At 31.8% G+C, this 18,428-nt stretch carries 15 protein-coding genes; all 15 read left to right on the top strand.

Features of this window, described 5'->3' with window-relative positions; all coding sequences use genetic code 11:
* The gene (locus CLJU_RS11860; protein ID WP_013239059.1) at positions 1-207 is read left to right on the top strand and encodes a DVU_1557 family redox protein; all 207 of its coding nucleotides are present in this window, start codon (positions 1-3) and stop codon (positions 205-207) included.
* The gene (gene trsM, locus CLJU_RS11855) at positions 207-941 is read left to right on the top strand and encodes a DVU_1556 family methyltransferase (RefSeq protein WP_013239058.1); all 735 of its coding nucleotides are present in this window, start codon (positions 207-209) and stop codon (positions 939-941) included. Before CLJU_RS11860 ends, trsM begins: the two co-directional genes overlap by 1 nt.
* On the top strand, positions 934-1,395 hold the full coding sequence (locus tag CLJU_RS11850) for a DVU_1555 family C-GCAxxG-C-C protein (RefSeq protein WP_013239057.1): 462 nt from the start codon (positions 934-936) through the stop codon (positions 1,393-1,395). The genes trsM and CLJU_RS11850 overlap by 8 nt, the downstream gene beginning before the upstream one ends.
* Positions 1,392-2,780 carry a radical SAM (seleno)protein TrsS gene (trsS, locus tag CLJU_RS11845; RefSeq protein WP_013239056.1) on the top strand — a complete coding sequence of 463 codons (1,389 nt, stop codon included), beginning with the start codon at positions 1,392-1,394 and terminating at the stop codon, positions 2,778-2,780. The genes CLJU_RS11850 and trsS overlap by 4 nt, the downstream gene beginning before the upstream one ends.
* A gap of 46 nt (positions 2,781-2,826) precedes the next feature.
* Positions 2,827-3,906 carry an XdhC family aldehyde oxidoreductase maturation factor gene (locus CLJU_RS11840; RefSeq protein ID WP_013239055.1) on the top strand — a complete coding sequence of 360 codons (1,080 nt, stop codon included), beginning with the start codon at positions 2,827-2,829 and terminating at the stop codon, positions 3,904-3,906.
* Between the two features lie 103 nt (positions 3,907-4,009).
* Positions 4,010-5,908, top strand: coding sequence for a sigma-54-dependent Fis family transcriptional regulator (locus CLJU_RS11835; RefSeq protein ID WP_013239054.1), 1,899 nt, complete (start codon positions 4,010-4,012; stop codon positions 5,906-5,908).
* 195 nt (positions 5,909-6,103) lie between these two features.
* Positions 6,104-8,827: a molybdopterin-dependent aldehyde oxidoreductase gene (locus tag CLJU_RS11830; protein ID WP_013239053.1), complete on the top strand. Its 2,724-nt coding sequence runs from the start codon at positions 6,104-6,106 to the stop codon at positions 8,825-8,827.
* 266 nt (positions 8,828-9,093) lie between these two features.
* Positions 9,094-11,367, top strand: coding sequence for a pyridine nucleotide-disulfide oxidoreductase/dicluster-binding protein (locus CLJU_RS11825; RefSeq protein WP_013239052.1), 2,274 nt, complete (start codon positions 9,094-9,096; stop codon positions 11,365-11,367).
* Positions 11,368-11,369: 2 nt separating this feature from the next.
* Positions 11,370-11,576 carry a DVU_1557 family redox protein gene (locus tag CLJU_RS11820; protein ID WP_013239051.1) on the top strand — a complete coding sequence of 69 codons (207 nt, stop codon included), beginning with the start codon at positions 11,370-11,372 and terminating at the stop codon, positions 11,574-11,576.
* A gap of 18 nt (positions 11,577-11,594) precedes the next feature.
* Complete coding sequence (locus tag CLJU_RS11815; RefSeq protein WP_341349912.1) at positions 11,595-12,059, top strand: DVU_1555 family C-GCAxxG-C-C protein; 465 nt, start codon at positions 11,595-11,597, stop codon at positions 12,057-12,059.
* 130 nt (positions 12,060-12,189) lie between these two features.
* On the top strand, positions 12,190-13,503 hold the full coding sequence (locus tag CLJU_RS11810; protein WP_013239049.1) for a DVU_1553 family AMP-dependent CoA ligase: 1,314 nt from the start codon (positions 12,190-12,192) through the stop codon (positions 13,501-13,503).
* A 2-nt stretch (positions 13,504-13,505) separates the two neighbouring features.
* A complete protein-coding gene (locus tag CLJU_RS11805; RefSeq protein WP_013239048.1) occupies positions 13,506-14,564 on the top strand; it encodes an XdhC family aldehyde oxidoreductase maturation factor in 1,059 nt (352 codons plus the stop codon).
* Positions 14,551-15,657 (top strand): DVU_1551 family NTP transferase, encoded by a 1,107-nt coding sequence (locus tag CLJU_RS11800; RefSeq protein ID WP_013239047.1) that lies wholly within the window; start codon positions 14,551-14,553, stop codon positions 15,655-15,657. Before CLJU_RS11805 ends, CLJU_RS11800 begins: the two co-directional genes overlap by 14 nt.
* The gene (cobC, locus tag CLJU_RS11795; protein WP_013239046.1) at positions 15,650-16,237 is read left to right on the top strand and encodes an alpha-ribazole phosphatase; all 588 of its coding nucleotides are present in this window, start codon (positions 15,650-15,652) and stop codon (positions 16,235-16,237) included. The genes CLJU_RS11800 and cobC overlap by 8 nt, the downstream gene beginning before the upstream one ends.
* Entirely contained in the window at positions 16,237-18,147 is a 1,911-nt protein-coding gene (locus CLJU_RS11790; RefSeq protein ID WP_049781920.1) for a sigma-54-dependent Fis family transcriptional regulator, read from the top strand. Before cobC ends, CLJU_RS11790 begins: the two co-directional genes overlap by 1 nt.
* The last annotated feature ends 281 nt before the right edge of the window (positions 18,148-18,428 follow it).

Genomic DNA, 18,428 nt, shown 5'->3' with positions numbered 1-18,428 from the left:
ATGAATGTTATCAAAGAAGGAACAACTCCATGGATTTGTGATAAGTGTAGTAAAGAATTAGAACTTAAAAAGGTAAAAGTTTGTTATCTTGGTGGAAATTTTGAAGTTGAGCTTATGCAGTGTCCTAAGTGCAAGATGGTAATTATAGAGGAAGATTTAGCCTTAGGTAAAATGCTGGAGGTGGAAAAAGGACTGGAGGATAAATAATGAAATGCTGTAATGCTTATGAGAGTGATGATATGAAAAATATTACAGGAGAAACTCTAAGGCCTGGGGGATTTACATTGACAGATAAAGCAGTAAAATTTTGCAAACTTTCTTCAAAAGATTCTATAATGGATTTGGGCTGTGGTACGGGAGCTACATTAAATTATTTGTGTAAAAAATATAATATAAGCGCAGTTGGCCTTGATCCTTCTCAAAAATTAATAAATAAAGGTAAAAAAATATATAAAAATTTAAAATTTATCTGTGGGAAAGGTGAAAAAATTCCATTTTATAATGCAGAATTCAATGGAGTTTTTGCAGAATGTACCCTTTCCCTTATGGAAAATTTAAATAATGTCATAGGGGATGTTTTTAGAATATTGAAACCTGGTGGATGGTTTATTATTACAGATGTATATGCCAGAAAACCTGAATTTATCCATGAACTTCATGAGATTTCAGTTAATAGCTGTATGAGAGGTCTTCATAATTTGGATGAACTTAAAAGTATAGTTAAAAATATAGGTTTTCATGTGGAACTTTTGGAAGACTGCAGTGATATGTTAAAAGAACTTATGGTAAAGACAATATTTACTTATGGGTCCATGAGTATTTTTTGGAATAAAGTGTCTAGCTGCTCTATAGATGGTTGTGAATTTCAGCAGCTATTAAAAAATTGTAAGCCCGGCTATTTTATAATGATAGCGAAAAAGGAGGATGAATGTTATGAATGATACTGCTTTCCGTATATATAAATTAGCTTCATCGGGGTTTTGCTGTACTCAAATAATTCTTAAATTGGCTTTAGAAGATGAAGAAACAGAAAATACAGACTTGATAAGGGCTTTGAATGGACTTTGTGGGGGGCTTGGCTCCGATGAAAAAGTATGTGGAATTTTAACTGGAGGTATAGCTGTTATAGGACTTTATGCGGGAAAAGGTGAGCCGAGGGAATATCACAGTGAAAATTTTCAGCCCATGTTAAGTGAATATATAAATTGGTTTAAAGAAGAATTTGAAAGTACTGAGTGTAGAGATATAATAGGAATTCAAAAAATAACTGATGAAAATGGTAATATAAATTATCCTGTGAAATGTGGAGAAATACTTCTTAAAAGTTATGAAAAGATTCAACAGATAATATGTAAGTATGGATATGATTTTGGAGATAGGGATGATGATGTGTGAAAAGTGTAGATATAATTTCTGAAACTCAAAGTTTATGTCCAATTTGTTTAAAAAAGATTGACGCAAAAAAAGTTTTAGATGTCAATAAAGTTTATATGGAAAAATATTGTCCAGATCATGGACAATTTAAGACTATCTTATGGAAAGGAAATATTTCCATGAAGAAATGGATTAGAAATAAAGAAAGGGCTTATATAAAAAATCCTTCTACAAATGTCCAAAAAGGATGCCCATTTGACTGCGGCCTTTGCAGTGAGCATAGGCAGCATACATGTACAGCTTTAATAGAAGTTACTCAAAGATGTAATTTAAAGTGCAAATTTTGTTTTGCAGATTCTTATGCAGGTAAGGAAAAAGATATTTCCATAGAAAAAATAAAATTTATGTATAAAAAATTACTAGAGTCTTCTGGAAGCTGTAATGTACAGTTGTCAGGGGGAGAGCCTACGATTAGAGATGATTTACCTGATATAGTAAAATTAGGAAGGAAACTTGGATTCAAATTCATACAGGTGAATACCAATGGTATACGCATGGCACAAGATGAGGAGTATGTTAAAAAATTAAAGATATCAGGACTTAGTTCGATTTTTTTACAATTTGATGGTACAACGGATTTGATATATAGAAAATTAAGGGGAGCTGAACTTTTGAACCTTAAGGTGAAAGCTATAGAAAACTGTAGAAAGCATAATATAGGTGTAGTTCTTGTGCCAACTATAGTTCCCGGAATAAATGAGGATAATATAGGGGAAATTATAAATTTTGGATTGAATAATATGCCGGCAGTAAGGGGAGTACATTTTCAACCTGTGAGTTATTTTGGAAGGGTACCATTTATTCCTAAAGAAGAACAAAGAATTACCCTACCTGAAATCATAGAAAATATAGAAAAACAAACACTTGGAAAATTTAAAATAGAAAGCATGAAACCTCCTGGATGTGAAAATGCACTTTGCTCTTTTCATGGCAATTATATATATAAAGATAAAAAAGAATTGATAAATGTTACAAATAACTCTAAAAGTTGCTGCAGCAAAAATGAGAAGGCAGAAGAAGGGGCAAGAAAAGCCAAAGAGTTTGTTTCACGAAACTGGTCTTCTAGAAAAGTGACTAATCCTAATACAAAGGTGAAATCTAGTAAAATTGATAGCTGGGATAAAATATTATACAACATAAATAATTATTCTTTTAGTATATCTGGCATGGCCTTTCAAGATATCTGGAATGTGGATTTGGAAAGAGTAAAGGACTGCTGTATTCATGTAGTAAGTGAAGAAGGAAAACTTATACCGTTTTGTATGTATAACATTACAGATGCAGAAGGAAATTATATTTATAGAAATTGCAAAGTCAAAATGAAAATGACATCCCTTGAAGCATAGATAGTGATGAAGAAAAGGTACATGATAATAGGGGGAGAGGGTAATTATGGAGGATATTTATGAAACAATAAATGAGCTTTTGGATAAAAAGGAAGACTTTGTTTTAGCTACTATTTTAAAAAAATCGAAATCTGCCTCTAGAGAAGAGAGCACCAAGATGATTATAAAAAAGGATTTTTCAGTTATAGGGAGCATAGGTGGGGGTATATTTGAAGCTGCAGCTATAAAATTGTCTTCAAAAGTTTTTGAAAATGGTGCATATATAATTAAAAAATGTTCACTTACTAATGAAAGAGTGGAAAAACTAGAAACAGCATGTGGTGGAGACATTAAACTGCTTTTGGAATATGTGGATTACAATGATAATAAGATGGTGGAAATGTATAAAAATGTTCAGAAGTTAAAGAGAAGAGGTGATAATTTTGTAATTGTAACCAGGATCCCTGAAGAAGGAAAGAGCATAAAAGGTATAGATAAATGGGTTTGTAGTGAATCATCACTTTATGGTGAAGAAGACGAGAAAGTTCAGTGTGTAATAAGAAAGATAAGAGAAGAATTTAAACATATTACTATGCAGTATATTGATCTAGAGGAGGGACATTATTTAATAGAACCTGTTTTAAATTGTAGAACCCTATATATAATAGGAGCAGGGCATGTATCACAAAAAATTGCAGAAGTAACAAAAATATTGGATTTTAAAACTATTGTCATAGATGATAGGAAAGAATTTGCAAATAGAGAGAGATTTAAAGATGTTGAAGAAGTAAAAGTAGTTCCTTCTTTTGAAAATATACTTAAATATATAAATGTGGATAATAACAGTTATATAGTAATAGTCACTAGGGGGCATGCCTATGACAAGGAAGTGCTGGGGCAAATTCTTAGAACTGATGCAAAATATATAGGTATGATAGGAAGTAAGGCCAAAAAAGAAGTTGTATATAACTGTCTTTTAGATGAAGGATATACAGAGAAAGACTTAAAAAGGGTACACAGCCCTATAGGTATTACTATATTTGCGCAAACTCCTGAAGAGATAGCAATAAGTATTGTAGCAGAACTTATAAAAGTTGAAAGGGAGTCCTTCAATCAAAAAAATAAAATTCAAGCTATGATTATTTAAGTATGATATTCTTCTATAATGGGAAAATAGAAGAATGTTAATGGACTTTCCTATAATAATACAAGGTTGAATTGAAAATTGTTATTATGACGGGGGGATTATAATGAATGCAGCTATTTGCAAATTGGACAATACAGTTGTATCCAAGCCTAATATAGAACTTTCACATAGAAGGTGTAAAAAGTTCAGTATTGATTCACACCAGGTCTTTAGCAAAAAAATAATACACGATGCTGAATTACAGAAAAGATTTGCGGCTAACAGAAATTTAATATTAACTGCAGCACCTTATATGGAGCAGCTAATTAATTTTGTAAAGGGATTTAATTTTTTTGTATTACTTACCGATGGAGAGGGATGTATATTAAATGCATTAGGTGATGAAAAAATACTTGAAGAAGCTTTTTCTTTGAAAATGGTACCGGGAGCTTTTATGAATGAAGAAAACATTGGAACAAATGCTATGAGCGTAGTTATAAAAAGTAAGCTGCCAGTTCAAATTTCTGGAGATGATCATTTTATTAATGCATATCATAAGTGGACATGTTCCGCCGCACCTATAAAAGATAATAAAGGAAAACTTATAGGTGTATTGAATCTTACTGGGTACATTGAATTTGTACATTCCCATACCCTTGGTATGGTTATAGCAGCGTCAAATGCTATAGAAGAAATGCTTAAAGTAGAAGAGTACAATAAGATTCAAAATATGAATTACAAGCATATAAAAAATATATTTAATTCCAGTCCTGTTGCTATAATAACCTCAGATATAAATGGTAAAATAAAAATTTGCAATAAAAAGGCACAGGATATGTTTGGCATAAGAGGTAATAAGTTAGAAACAAACAATATGGAAGATATTATAGAAAACTGGAATGATATAAAAACATCTATGTATTTAGGAGAAAGTGATTCAAAAGAAACAATTATGGTTTCACTAAGAAATAAGATTCAGTATCAAGTAACTACTAGCTCAATATACAATTGTGATGATGATAATAATATTGAGATAGTTTATGTTTTTGAAAAAGCTAAAAAGGTAAATAAAAAGAATAATGGCCAGGCTTACTATACTTTTGGTAAAATAATGGGGCAGGATGAAAACTTTACAAAAGTAATAAATTATGCAAAAAAGATTTCAGATAGTAAATCAACTATACTTATAATGGGAGAAAGCGGTACGGGAAAAGAAGTGTTTGCACAGTCCATTCATAATTACAGCAGCAGAGTAGATGGACCATTTGTGGCTTTAAATTGTGGTGCTATACCTAAACAACTTATAGAGTCAGAACTTTTTGGATATGAAGAAGGAGCTTTTACAGGAGCAAAAAAGGGTGGTAATCTTGGAAAATTTGAATTGGCAGATGGCGGAACTATAATGCTTGATGAAATTGGAGAAATGCCTCTTGATATGCAGACAAAGCTTCTAAGAGTTGTACAGGAAGGTGTAATAACGAGAATTGGGAGTTCAAAATCTATACCTGTAGATGTAAGAATTATAGCTGTTACAAACAGAGATTTAAAAAAAGAAGTGGAAGCTGGAAGATTTAGAAAGGATCTATATTATAGGCTAAATGTGCTGCCTTTATTCTTACCTCCACTTAGAGAAAGAAAAAAGGATATACCTCTTCTTATTCAATATTTTGTCAAGAATATAGGACAAAAATTAAATAAAAAAGAGCCAGTTATATCAGAAGAATACTTGAAGAAAATGATTAATTATAATTGGCCTGGAAATATAAGAGAATTAGAAAATTTGGTTGAACTAATTGTAAACACAGGATCTATACCATCAGGGTATTTTACAGGAGAAAATTGTGATAATGAGGTACTTGTAGATATTAGTGATGATTGTTTAAAGCTGGATTATATGGAAAAAGAACATATAATTAAAGTATTGAAGAAGTTCAAGGGGAATATAACTCATTCGGCAGAAGCACTTGGTATAAGGAGAAATACTTTATACAGCAAGATAAAAAAGTACAATATACAAATATAATATTTTTCATTTGAAAAATATAATTAGAGGGTTACCTACAGATATGCTGTTGGTAACCCTCTAATTATATTTCAAAAAGAAAGTTTAAAGAAAACGTAGGTGAGTTCAACATTTTGAATATTGATATTAATCATTGCTCATAATAATAGTGAAATTAATATTTCTTCCAATAATATAAAATCAAGGAGGTACAATATGTTAAAAAAGAGCTTAATTATTAATGGAGTTAAAAGGACTGTTATAGCAGATCCTGAGGCATTTTTAGCAGATGTTTTGAGAAAACAATTACATCTGGTTGGAACAAAAGTTGGATGTAGAAAAGGAGAATGTGGTGCCTGCTCTATAATTTTGGATGGAAATGTTGTAAGAGCTTGTATAACTAAAATTAAAAGAGTTCCTGATGAAGCAAATATTATAACTATAGAAGGAGTTGGCACCAATGAGCATCTTCATCCACTGCAGTTAGCATGGATGGTTCATGGTGCTGCACAGTGTGGATTCTGTACTCCTGGATTTATAGTTTCTGCAAAGGCACTTTTAGATGAAAACATAAATCCTACTAGGGAAGAAGTAAGAGATTGGTTTCAAAAACATAGAAATGTATGTAGATGTACGGGATACAAACCAATAGTTGATTCTGTAATGGAAGCAGCAAAACTTATGCGTGGAGAAATAAGAAAAGAAGATATATGGGCTAAACTTCCTAAAGATGGAACTTTACTTGGTTCAAGTGTAGTACGTCCATCTGCCCTTGCAAAAGTAACAGGATCATGGGAATTTGGAGCGGATCTTGGATTAGAACTTCCACCAGGAACATTGCACATTAAATTAGTTCAGGCAACGGTATCCCATGCCAATATAATATCTATAGATACTTCAGAAGCAGAAAAAATACCTGGAGTATATAAAGTATTAACATATAAAGATGTACCAGGCACTAATAGAATAAATGGTTTGGCTTTTCCATCCAATAAGGGTGATGGACTTGAAAGGCCTATATTAAATGATAAAAAGGTTTTCCAATTTGGAGATGCTATAGCTATGGTTTTGGCAGAAAATCCAGCAGTAGCTGAAGCAGCAGTAGAAAAAGTTAAAGTAGAGTTAGAAGAGCTACCAGCATATATGAGTGCACCAGCTGCTATGGCAGAAGATGCTATAGAAATTCATCCAGGAACTCCTAATATTTACTTTGAGTGCGGTACTAAAAAAGGTGGAGATACGGCACCTTTAATGGATTCTCTTCCTTATGTTGTTGAAGATGATTTTTATGTTGGAAGACAACCACATTTACCACTTGAACCAGATGTTGGATTCGCATATTTTGATGAAGATGGAGATTTAATGGTACATTCAAAGAGCGTTGGAATACACATACATGCAGCAATGGTTGCAGATGGAATAGGAATACCACTTGAAAAACTTAAAATAGTTCAAAATCCTACAGGAGGTACATTTGGTTATAAATTTAGTCCAACAATGGAAGGTCTTCTTGGAGTAGCTGCTATGGTAACTAAAAGACCTGTATATCTTGAATTTAACATGTATCAGCAGATAACATATACCGGAAAAAGGTCACCTTTCTTCATGCATCTTAAATATGGTGCAGATAAAGATGGAAAGATAAAGGCACTGGAAACAGATTGGAGTGTAGATCATGGACCATATTCTGAATTTGGAGATCTTTTGACAATGAGAGGAACTCAATTTATGGGTGCCGGATATAATATTCCAAATATAAGAGGTGAAGGCCGTACTGTAGCCACTAACCATGCTTGGGGTTCTGCATTTAGAGGATATGGTTCACCTCAATCTCTTTTTGCATCAGAAGTAGCAATTGATGAGCTAGCTGAGAAGGTTGGAATGGATCCTCTAGAATTTAGATACATGAATGTTTATAGAGAAGGAGATACAACTCCAAATGGATGTCCTCCAGATGTAATTTGTCTGCCTCAGGCAATAGATAAATTAAGACCATTTTATAATGAAGCAAAAAAGAGAGTTAAGGATAAAAATAATGCTAGTTCTGGAGATAAAAAATATGGTGTGGGAGTTTCACTTCTCATATATGGATGCGGCCTAGACGGTCCAGATACATCAAGAGCTTGGGCTGAAATTACTCCAGAAGGCGTTACTGTGGCAAACTCCTGGGAAGATCATGGCCAAGGTGCTGATATGGGAACACTCACAATTGCTCATGAAACTTTAAAACCTTTAGGAATAAAACCTGAACAAATTAAACTCGTTATGAATGATATGAAATTTACGCCAGATAGTGGCCCTGCAGGTGGAAGTCGTTCTAATGTTTTAACTGGTAATGCTACAAGAGTTGCCTGTGAAAACTTGGTAAATGCTTTGAAAAAAGAAGATGGGACTTATAGAACTTATGATGAGATGGTAGCTCAAGGTCTTCCAGTAAAATATGATGGAGAGTGGACAGCACCATGTACTGCTTGTGATGTAGAGACAGGTCAAGGAAATCCATTCCCTGTATATATGTATGGTGTACTTATGGCAGAAGTAGAAGTCGACGTCAATACAGGAAAGACTAAAGTCGAAAATCTTACTATGGTTTCAGATTGCGGTACTATAGTAAATAAAATAGTAGTTGAAGGACAGCTTTATGGTGGATTAGTTCAAGGTATAGGACTCGCTTTAAGTGAAGATTTTGAAGATTTAAAGAAACATGTTACACTTACAGCTTGTGGAATACCTCAAATAAAAGATGTTCCAGACAATATAACACTTATTCATCAGGAAACACCAAGACCAAACGGCCCTTACGGAGCAGCAGGATCAGGAGAAATGCCACTTTCAGCACCACATGCGGCAATAATTAATGCAATATATAATGCCTGTGGAGCACGTATTACTAAATTGCCAGCTTTACCTGAGAAGGTCTTGGCAGCACTTAAGAAATAAGAGATAACGTATATTAGGCATATCTCTATAAAGGAATCAGAAGCAAATAATTTCTACATTCTATATTGAAGTGTTTTTTAAAGTTTCTGATTCCTTTTTGTTATAGATAATTAACATTGAGACTAAACTTATCCAGTATCATTTCATTATTAGATGATTTAAAATATATATGAAAAATGAATATTACAAGAGTTTTAAGCAAAAGAAAATAACTTTACAAGTTTAGTTCTAAAGTTAATAATCTATAAAGGAAGGTGAGAAGTTCTATGGATTTAAATAAATTACTAAATAGAAGAGAGTTATGTATTGGAGACAAACCTTCAGCCTGTATAGCAGGGTGTCCTTTACACATGGATGTAAAAGCTTTTATTGAAGAAATACAAAAGGGAGACTTTAAAAAAGCTTATAAAATTATGTCTAAGAAGGTTCCTTTTGCAAGAATAATAGGAAGTATATGTGATGAGCCTTGCAAAGGCGTATGTCCTAGAAATAAATTAGGTGGAGGCATAAATATACATGAGCTTGAAAGGACAGCAATAGAGTTAGGTTTTTCTTCCCCCAAAAAGTCTATTCCTATACCTAAAAATGAAAAAAATGTTGCAGTAATAGGCGCAGGTATAAGTGGTATTGTTGCTACTTTTGATTTGGATAAAAAAGGATATCAAGTTACTGTCTATGAAAAAAGTGATAAAATAGGTGGCAGATTGTGGAGCTTCCAAGGGGAACAACTTTCAAAGCAAACAATAGAAGAAGAACTAGAAATAATGAATAAAGATGATATAACAATTAAGTTCAATGAATTTGTAGATGAAGAAAAATTGGAGAATATACTCAATACCTATGATGCAGTTTACATAGGGACAGGAACTTGGGAAAAAGATTTAAAAGTAAATCCACAAACTTTCCAGGTGGAGGATAGTTCTTTGTTTGCAGGGGGAAGAGTTGTAAACAAAAACGATTCAGTTATACTCTCTATAAGTTCTGGAAGAAGGGCAGCTACATCCATTGATAGATACCTTCAAAAAACTTCTCTTACAGCAGCTAGAGAAAATGAAGGTTCTTATGATACTCCTTTAAAACTTCAATTGGATGATATAGAAACTGTAGAACCTATTAAAAGGACTTCTTCAGTATATAATGAAAAAGAGGCAATAGAAGAGGCACAAAGATGTTTGAAATGTGAATGTTCACAGTGTGCTAAAAATTGTCCACATTTAAGAAAATACAACACTGAACCTAGAAAATATATAAGGCAGATAAATCACAATGAAAATATAGTACTAGGAGATCATTATGCAAATGAAATGATTAATTCATGTACTCTTTGCGGACTTTGTGGTGAAGTTTGTCCTTCTAATTTAGACATGAAGGATATAATACAAGAGACTCGTGAAAGCATGGTAGAAAGAGAAAAAATGCCTGTGTCAGCTCATGATTTTGGACTTAGAGATATGGAATTTAGTAATAGTAAACATTTTTCTATGGTAAAAAATCAGCCGGGATATGAAAAGGTGAAATATATGTTTTATCCTGGATGTCAGCTGCCTGCTTCTTCTCCTGAATATATACCTGAAATATATAAATATCTCATGGATAATATTAAAGATGGAGTTGGGATAATGTTAGGCTGCTGCGGTGCACCAGCAGATTGGGCTGGAAGACAGGATTTAGTGAAGAAGAATATGGAGGATATGAAAGATAAGTGGGAAAAAGCAGGAAAGCCAACTTTTATTTTAGCTTGCTCAAGTTGCTATAGAAACTTTAAAAAATATATACCGGATATTAAACTTATTTCTCTATGGGAAGTTATGGATAAATATGGTATCAGGAAAAATAATAAAACAGAGAAAAAGAAAGTGTTAGCTGTACAAGATGCATGTTCAACAAGGCATAATAAAGAAATTCACGAAAGTATAAGAAGTATAGCAGACAAATTAGGATATGAAATAAAAGAACTCAAATTTTCAAAAGAAAAAACTAAGTGCTGTGGCTATGGAGGCTTAGTATATTTTGCAAATAGAGAGCAGTCTAGGGAATTTGCAAAAGATAGGATAGGTGAAAGTAACCTGGATTATTTAGTTTACTGTGCAATGTGTAAGGATCTATTTATAGATGAAGGTAAAAAAACCTTCCATATCTTAGACTTAATTTATAGCAATAATTTAGAAGAAGCCGGACTGAGAAAAGTTCCAAGTCTTTCAAAGCGTCATGAAAATAGGGCACTTGTTAAAAAGAAACTTTTAAAAGAAATATGGAATGAGGAAATGAATGACTTTAAAAAGGATTATGGATTTAAATTAAATATACCGGACAATGTGCAAAATCAAATGGAAGAAAGACTGATTTTGCTTGAAGATATAGAAAAAGCAGTAGATAATGCGCAAAAAAATAAAGAGAGATTTTTTAATCCTGAAAATTCTCATTATTTATGTAGACTTAGGATTGGTAGTGTTACCTATTGGGTAGAATATGAAAAAAATGAAAATCAAATTTTTGTTAAAGACGTTTACAGCCATAGGATGGAAGTAGTGGAGGAATAGCTATGAATATTAATAAAGAAGAGAAAACTCCATGGATTTGTGACAAATGTAATAAAGAATTAGAACTTAGACAGGTAAAAGTTTTATATCTTGGAGGAAATTTTGAAGTTGAACTCATGCAGTGTCCACAATGTAAAATGGTAATTATAGATGAGAAACTTGCATTAGGAAAAATGAAGGAGGTAGAAAAGGGACTGGAAGATAAGTGATGATAGCAGAGAAGGAGAATAAAAGTTATAAATGATACTGCTTTTCGTATATATAAATTGGCTTCATCAGGATTTTGTTGTACCCAAATAATGCTTAAATTGGCTTTAGAGGATGAGGAAAAAGAAAATACAGATTTAATAAAGGCCTTAAATGGCCTTTGTGGGGGATTAGGATCTAGTGAAAAGGTTTGCGGAATTTTAACTGGAGGTATAGCTGTTATAGGACTTTATGCAGGAAAAGGTGAGCCGAGAGAATATTATGGCGAAAATTTTCAACCTAGGTTAAGTGAATATATAGATTGGTTTAAAGAAGAATTTGAAAGCACAGAGTGCAGAGATATAATAGGAATTCAAAAAATAACTGATGAAAATGGTAATATAAATTATCCTGTAAAGTGTGGAGATGTTTTATTGAAAAGTTATGAGAAGATTCAACAGATAATATGTAAGTATGGATATGAATTTGGAAATAGGGATGATTAGTAAAATTAACAGTTGGGATAAAATATTGTACAATATAAATAGATATACTTTTAGTATATCTACCATGGCATTTCAAGACATTTGAAATGTGGATTTACAGAAACTGTGGAGTTAAAGGGGAGAGGGCAAAATGAAGCTGACACCACTTGAAGCATGGATAGTGGATAAAACGGGGATAAAGGAAAAAAGTAGAGAAGCTTTAGAAAATTATCAGTTAAATAAAATAAGAAAAGTTATAGATTACGGAAAAAAATATAGTAAGTTTTATAAGGAATATTTGAAAAATATTGAGGAAGATGATATAAAATCCTTTAAATATTTTGAAAAAATTCCTTTTACATTGCCAGAACATATAAAACAAAACTCAAATAATTTTTTATGCGTACCTCAAAGAGATGTTGCCAGGATAGTAACGTTAAGAACTTCGGGAACAAGTGGAGAAGAAAAAAGAATATATTTTACGGAAAAGGACTTAGATCTTACTGTAGAATTTTTTAAATATGGTATGCAGTGTATTGTAAATAAAAATGACAGGGTATTGGTGCTTTTACCAGGAAATAGTCATGGCAGTATAGGAGATTTGCTAAAAAAAGCGTTAAAGGATATAGATATAACATGTTATGTTCAAGGTGTACTTGTAAATCCTAAGGATACTGCAGAATTTATAAAGGAAAAAGGTATAGATTGTATAGTAGGGATTCCACTTCAGGTATTGTATTTTTCCAGAGTGGAATCTGAAACATTTAAAGCCAGTATAAAAAAAATTCTTCTAAGTGCTGATTATGTGCCAGAAACATTAATAAGAGAAATTACACATAAATTTAACTGTAAAGTTTTCACACACTATGGTATGACGGAAATGGGGTATGGAGGAGGAGTAGAATGTGAGGCTTTAAGTGGTTACCATATGAGAGAAAATGATCTGTATTTTGAAGTAATAAATCCTCGTACAGGAAAGGTAGCAAAAGATGGAGAATATGGAGAGATAGTATTTACAACTCTTACAAGAGAAGGAATGCCTTTAATAAGATATAAAACAGGTGATATAGGGTGTTTTAAAGCAGGTTTGTGTGCTTGTGGTACTTTTTTAAAGACTATGGAAAGAGTTCATGGAAGGATGGAAAATAAAATTGTAATAGGTAAAAATAAATTCCTATCTATGAGAGATTTGGATGAAATAATCTTGTCTTTTGAAGAGGTAATAAATTATAATGTTTATATTGAAAAGAAAAATATTTTGTATATAGATATTGCTGTAAAAGATGAAGAAGACTTTTACAAATTAAAAGGGCGTATTAAAAATAGCATAGAAAAAATTCCATCAGTAAGAGAAGCATTAATTGATGGAACTTTGGAAATTGTATTAAAGTATATGAAAAAAAGTATAGAAGTAAAAAATAGTATGGTAAAGCGAAAAATATATGATTATAGATGGAGGGGATAAATGTGGAAGATATATATGAGATGATAAATAATCTTCTGGATAAAAAAGAAGATTTTGTTTTGGCCACTATTCTAGAAAAATCTGGATCTGCGCCTAGAGAAGAAGGTACCAAGATGATTATAAAAAGGGATTTTTCTATTATAGGAACTATAGGTGGAGGCATATTTGAGGCATTGGCCATAAAATTATCTTCAAGGATATTTGAAAATGAGGCTTATATAATTAAAAATTGTTCACTTACAAATGAAGGTGCAGAGGCTTTAGGTGCTGCCTGCGGTGGAGATCTTAAATTGCTTCTGGAGTATGTAGATTATAAAGACAGTGACATGGTGGAAGTGTATAAAAATGTGCAGAAGCTGAAGAGAAAAGGTGATAATTTTGCTATTATAACTAGAATACCTGAAGAAGGAAAAAGCATAAAAGGCATAGATAAGTGGATTTGCAGTGAAGCATCATTTTATGGAAAAGAAGATGAGAAGGTTCAGTGCATAATTAGAAAGATAAAAGAAAACTTTAAAAATGTTACTATGAAGTATACTGACTTAGAAGAGGAACATTATTTAATAGAGCCTGTTTTAAATACTCAAACTATATATGTAATAGGTGCGGGACATGTAGCACAAAAAATTGCAGAAGTAGCCAAAAGCCTGGATTTTGACATTGTTGTTATAGACGATAGACAGGAATTTGCAAATAAGGAAAGGTTTAAAGATGTAAAAGAAGTAAAAGCAATTCCCTCTTTTGAAAATATTCTTAAATATATAAAGGTAGATAGTAATAGTTATATAGTAATAGTTACAAGAGGCCATGCTTATGACAAGGAAGTATTAGGGCAGATGCTTAAGACTAATGCAAAGTATATAGGGATGATAGGAAGCAAGAGCAAAAGAAAGTTTGTTTATGAGAGTCTTTTGGATGAAGGATATGCAGAGGAAGATTTAAAAAGGGTACATAGTCCTATAGGTGTTTCTATATATGCACAAACTCCTGAAGAAATAGCAATAAGCATTGTGGCAGAACTAATAAAGGTAAAAAGGGAGACTTTTAATGGAAAAAGATAAATTAGGGGCCATTATCATTTCGGCAGGATATTCTTCAAGGATGGGAGACTTTAAACCACTTTTGAAATTTGGAGAATGTACTGCAGTGGAAATGATAATAAATACTTTTAAGGCTTCAAAAATTGATGATATTGTAGTAATAGTAGGCCACAGGCAAAATGAAGTAATAGATGTAATTAAAGATTTAGGAGTCAGGTGGATAAAAAATGAAGATTATTCAAAGGGCATGTTTTCTTCCATAGTAAAGGGTATGCAAGTATTGCAAGAGGATGTAAAAGGATTTTTTATGAATCCTGTAGATATACCTCTCATAAAAACACATACTGTAAATATTTTAAAGAATAAATATATGGAGTGCGGTAAGGGCATTATATACCCTAAGTTTAATGAAAAATCAGGGCATCCTCCCTTTATAGATTGTAAGTATAGATCAGAAATAATGAAAAGTGATGGTGAAGGGGGACTAAAGAGAATACTTCAAAAGTTTGACAGTGATTCTATAAGAATTTCGGTTCCAGACCAAGGTATATTGATGGATATGGATATTAAAGAAGACTATAAAAAATTACTAGAATATTTTTATTTAAAAGCACCTAATTTGGAAGAATGTTATTGCATTTTAGACTTATATGGTGTACCTTGTAATATAAGGAGACATAGTAATAAGGTATCAGAAATAGCTCTAAATGTTTTAAATAAGTTAAATAGTAAAGAATATAATTTTAATAAGAATACAATGTTAGCTGCAGGACTTTTGCATGATTTGGCTAGAAAAGAAAAAAATCATGCTAAAGAAGGGGCTAGAATATTAAGTGACCTGGGTTACCCGAATATAGCGAAAATAATAGCAACTCACATGGATATAGAGGTAAATGAAGAAGATAATATTACAGAAGGAGAGCTACTGTACTTGGCAGATAAAGTTGTTCAGGAAGATGAATTAGTAGGATTAGAAAAAAGATTTTCTGAATATTCTTCAAAATTTTCAAATAATCTTGAAGCATTAAATAAAGTGAGAAAAAGGTTTGGGGAAGCTAGAAAAATCGAAAAAAAGATAGAGAATGTATTGGGGAAAAATTTTAGCTATGAGTAGAAAAATATATTTAATAAGACATGGAAAAATAAATGTAGGTAATGAAAAACGTTACATAGGAATTACAGATATACCTTTAAATGAAGAAGGTACTTTACAAGTGCTAAAACTAAAAAGATTTTTTGAAAAAATAGACATAGAGAAAGTATATTTAAGTCCTCTAAAGAGATGTGTTGAAACAGCACATATAATTTTAGAAGATAGAAATATAGATAAGATTATAGTAAATGAGTTAATGGAAATAAACATGGGAGAATGGGAAGGAAAAACTTTTAGTTTTATTAAAAGCTCTTTACCAGAGCAGTTTAAAAGTAGAGGAGAAGATATAGGAGGTTTTGTACCAACAGGGGGAGAAAGTTTTAAAAATCTTGAGAAAAGAGTTATCCCTGTTTTTAAATCTATTATAAATAGCACTAGTGGCAATATAATTATAATTTCCCATGCAGGAGTTAATAGAGTCATACTAAAGAATATTTTATCAATATCTATGCAGGATATATTTAAAATAAATCAACCCTATGGGTGTATAAATGAACTTTCCTTTAGTAATGGGGAGTGGAATTGGAAGTTGTTATTATAATGGGGGGGATTATAGTGAATACAGTTACTTCTAAATTGGATAATGAAGCTGTATATAAAACGGATATAGAACTTTCACATGAAAGATGTAAAAAGTTTGGTATTGATTCACGCCAGGTTTTTAGTAAAAAAATATTATATGATAATGAATTACAGAAAAAATTTGCAGCTAACAGAAATCTAATATTGACCGCGGCACCTTATATGGAGCAGCTAATTAATTTTGTAAAGGGTTTCAACTTCTTTGTATTACTTACTGATGGAGAAGGATGTATATTAAATGCATTGGGAGATGAAAAAATACTTTCGAAAGCTTTTTCTTTAAAGATGGTACCAGGGGCTTTTATGAATGAAGAAAATATTGGAACTAACTCTATGAGTATGGTTATAAGTACTAAAATGCCAGTTCAAGTTTCTGGAGATGATCATTTTATTAGAGCATATCATAAATGGACGTGTTCTGCAGCACCTATAAAAGATAGTAAAGGAAGACTTATAGGCGTATTGAATCTTACTGGGTATGCCGAATTTGTACATTCTCATACACTTGGGATGGTTATAGCGGCGTCAAATGCTATAGAAGAAATGCTTAAAGTAAAAGAATGCAATAAGATTCAAAATATGAATTACAAGCATATAAAAAATATATTTAATTCTAGTCCTGTTTCTATAATAACTTCTGATATAAATGGTAAAATAAAAATTTGCAATAAAAAAGCACAAGATATGTTTGGTATAAGAGGCAATAAGTTAGAAGCAGATAAAATGGAAGATATTATAGAAAACTGGAATGATATAAAGACGTCCATATATTTAGGCCAAGGTACTTCAAAAGAAACAAACATAGTGGCTGTGAGAAATAAAACTAGATATCAACTAACTACCAGTTCTATATATAACTGTGAAGATGATAACATTGAGGTAGTATATGTTTTTGAAGAAATCAAAATGGCAAAGAAAAGAAATGATGGTCAGGCTTACTATACTTTTGATAAAATAATTGGTCAAGATGAAAGCTTTATGAGAATAATAGAGTATGCCAAAAAGATTTCAGATAGTAAATCAACTATACTTATAATGGGAGAAAGCGGTACGGGAAAAGAGGTATTTGCACAATCTATTCATAATTACAGCAGCAGAGTAGATGGACCTTTTATAGCTTTGAATTGTGGTGCTATACCTAAACAACTTATAGAGTCAGAGCTTTTTGGATATGAAGAAGGAGCTTTTACGGGCGCCAAAAAGGGTGGCAACCTTGGAAAATTTGAATTGGCAGATGGCGGAACTATAATGCTGGATGAAATTGGAGAAATGCCTCTTGATATGCAGACAAAGCTTCTAAGAGTTGTTCAGGAAGGCGTAATAACGAAAATTGGGAGTTCAAAATCTATACCTGTGGATGTTAGGATTGTAGCTGTCACAAACAGAGATTTAAAAAAAGAAGTGGAGCGTGGAAGGTTTAGAAAAGACTTATATTATAGATTAAATGTACTGCCTTTATATTTACCACCACTTAGAGAAAGAAAAAAGGATATACCTCTTCTTATTCAATATTTTATCAAGAGTATATCACAAAAATTAAATAAAAAACAACCAGTTATACCAGGACAATATTTACAAAAAATGATTAACTACAGTTGGCCGGGAAACATAAGGGAATTAGAAAATGTAGTGGAGTTAATTATAAATACTGAATCTGTACCTGCAGGTTATTTTTCAGAAGAAAGTTGTAATAATGATGTATTTGTAAATATTAATGAAGACTGCTTAAAATTGGATTACGTGGAAAGGGAACATTTAGTAAAGGTGTTGAAGAAGTTTAAGGGAAATATAACTCATTCAGCAGCAGCATTGGGAATTAGGAGAAATACTTTGTACAGCAAGATTAAAAAATATAAAATAGAAATGTAAAAGAAATATATGGTTATAGAGATTCTAAACAAAAAATCAACTTATACTCAGGATATTTTTACAACCTTCATCATTGTAAAAATGCGCCTGCATATAAGTTGATTTTTAAGTTAGAAAGCCTATAAATTTTACACTTTTACTTAATTTTATAATATATTATTACAAAATTAATATATATTGACAGAAGTATAATTCAGATTTATAATAAAAATGGACGAACTAGTTAGTATAAGCAAAAACAATACTATACAATCACACATTATATGGTATGCTATATTAAA

The sequence above is a fragment of the Clostridium ljungdahlii DSM 13528 genome, from assembly GCF_000143685.1.
Classification (GTDB): Bacteria; Bacillota; Clostridia; order Clostridiales; family Clostridiaceae; genus Clostridium_B; species Clostridium_B ljungdahlii.
This window is presented reverse-complemented; position numbering and strand designations above follow the sequence as displayed.

What these genes read in the sequence shown, in the direction of transcription:
- CLJU_RS11860 (WP_013239059.1), top strand. Translation starts at nt 1, where the DNA reads ATGAATGTTATCAAAGAAGGAACAACTCCATGGATTTGTGATAAGTGT.
- trsM (WP_013239058.1), top strand. Translation starts at nt 207, where the DNA reads ATGAAATGCTGTAATGCTTATGAGAGTGATGATATGAAAAATATTACA.
- CLJU_RS11850 (WP_013239057.1), top strand. Translation starts at nt 934, where the DNA reads ATGAATGATACTGCTTTCCGTATATATAAATTAGCTTCATCGGGGTTT.
- CLJU_RS11840 (WP_013239055.1), top strand. Translation starts at nt 2,827, where the DNA reads ATGGAGGATATTTATGAAACAATAAATGAGCTTTTGGATAAAAAGGAA.
- CLJU_RS11835 (WP_013239054.1), top strand. Translation starts at nt 4,010, where the DNA reads ATGAATGCAGCTATTTGCAAATTGGACAATACAGTTGTATCCAAGCCT.
- CLJU_RS11830 (WP_013239053.1), top strand. Translation starts at nt 6,104, where the DNA reads ATGTTAAAAAAGAGCTTAATTATTAATGGAGTTAAAAGGACTGTTATA.
- CLJU_RS11825 (WP_013239052.1), top strand. Translation starts at nt 9,094, where the DNA reads ATGGATTTAAATAAATTACTAAATAGAAGAGAGTTATGTATTGGAGAC.
- CLJU_RS11820 (WP_013239051.1), top strand. Translation starts at nt 11,370, where the DNA reads ATGAATATTAATAAAGAAGAGAAAACTCCATGGATTTGTGACAAATGT.
- CLJU_RS11810 (WP_013239049.1), top strand. Translation starts at nt 12,190, where the DNA reads ATGAAGCTGACACCACTTGAAGCATGGATAGTGGATAAAACGGGGATA.
- CLJU_RS11800 (WP_013239047.1), top strand. Translation starts at nt 14,551, where the DNA reads ATGGAAAAAGATAAATTAGGGGCCATTATCATTTCGGCAGGATATTCT.
- cobC (WP_013239046.1), top strand. Translation starts at nt 15,650, where the DNA reads ATGAGTAGAAAAATATATTTAATAAGACATGGAAAAATAAATGTAGGT.
- CLJU_RS11790 (WP_049781920.1), top strand. Translation starts at nt 16,237, where the DNA reads ATGGGGGGGATTATAGTGAATACAGTTACTTCTAAATTGGATAATGAA.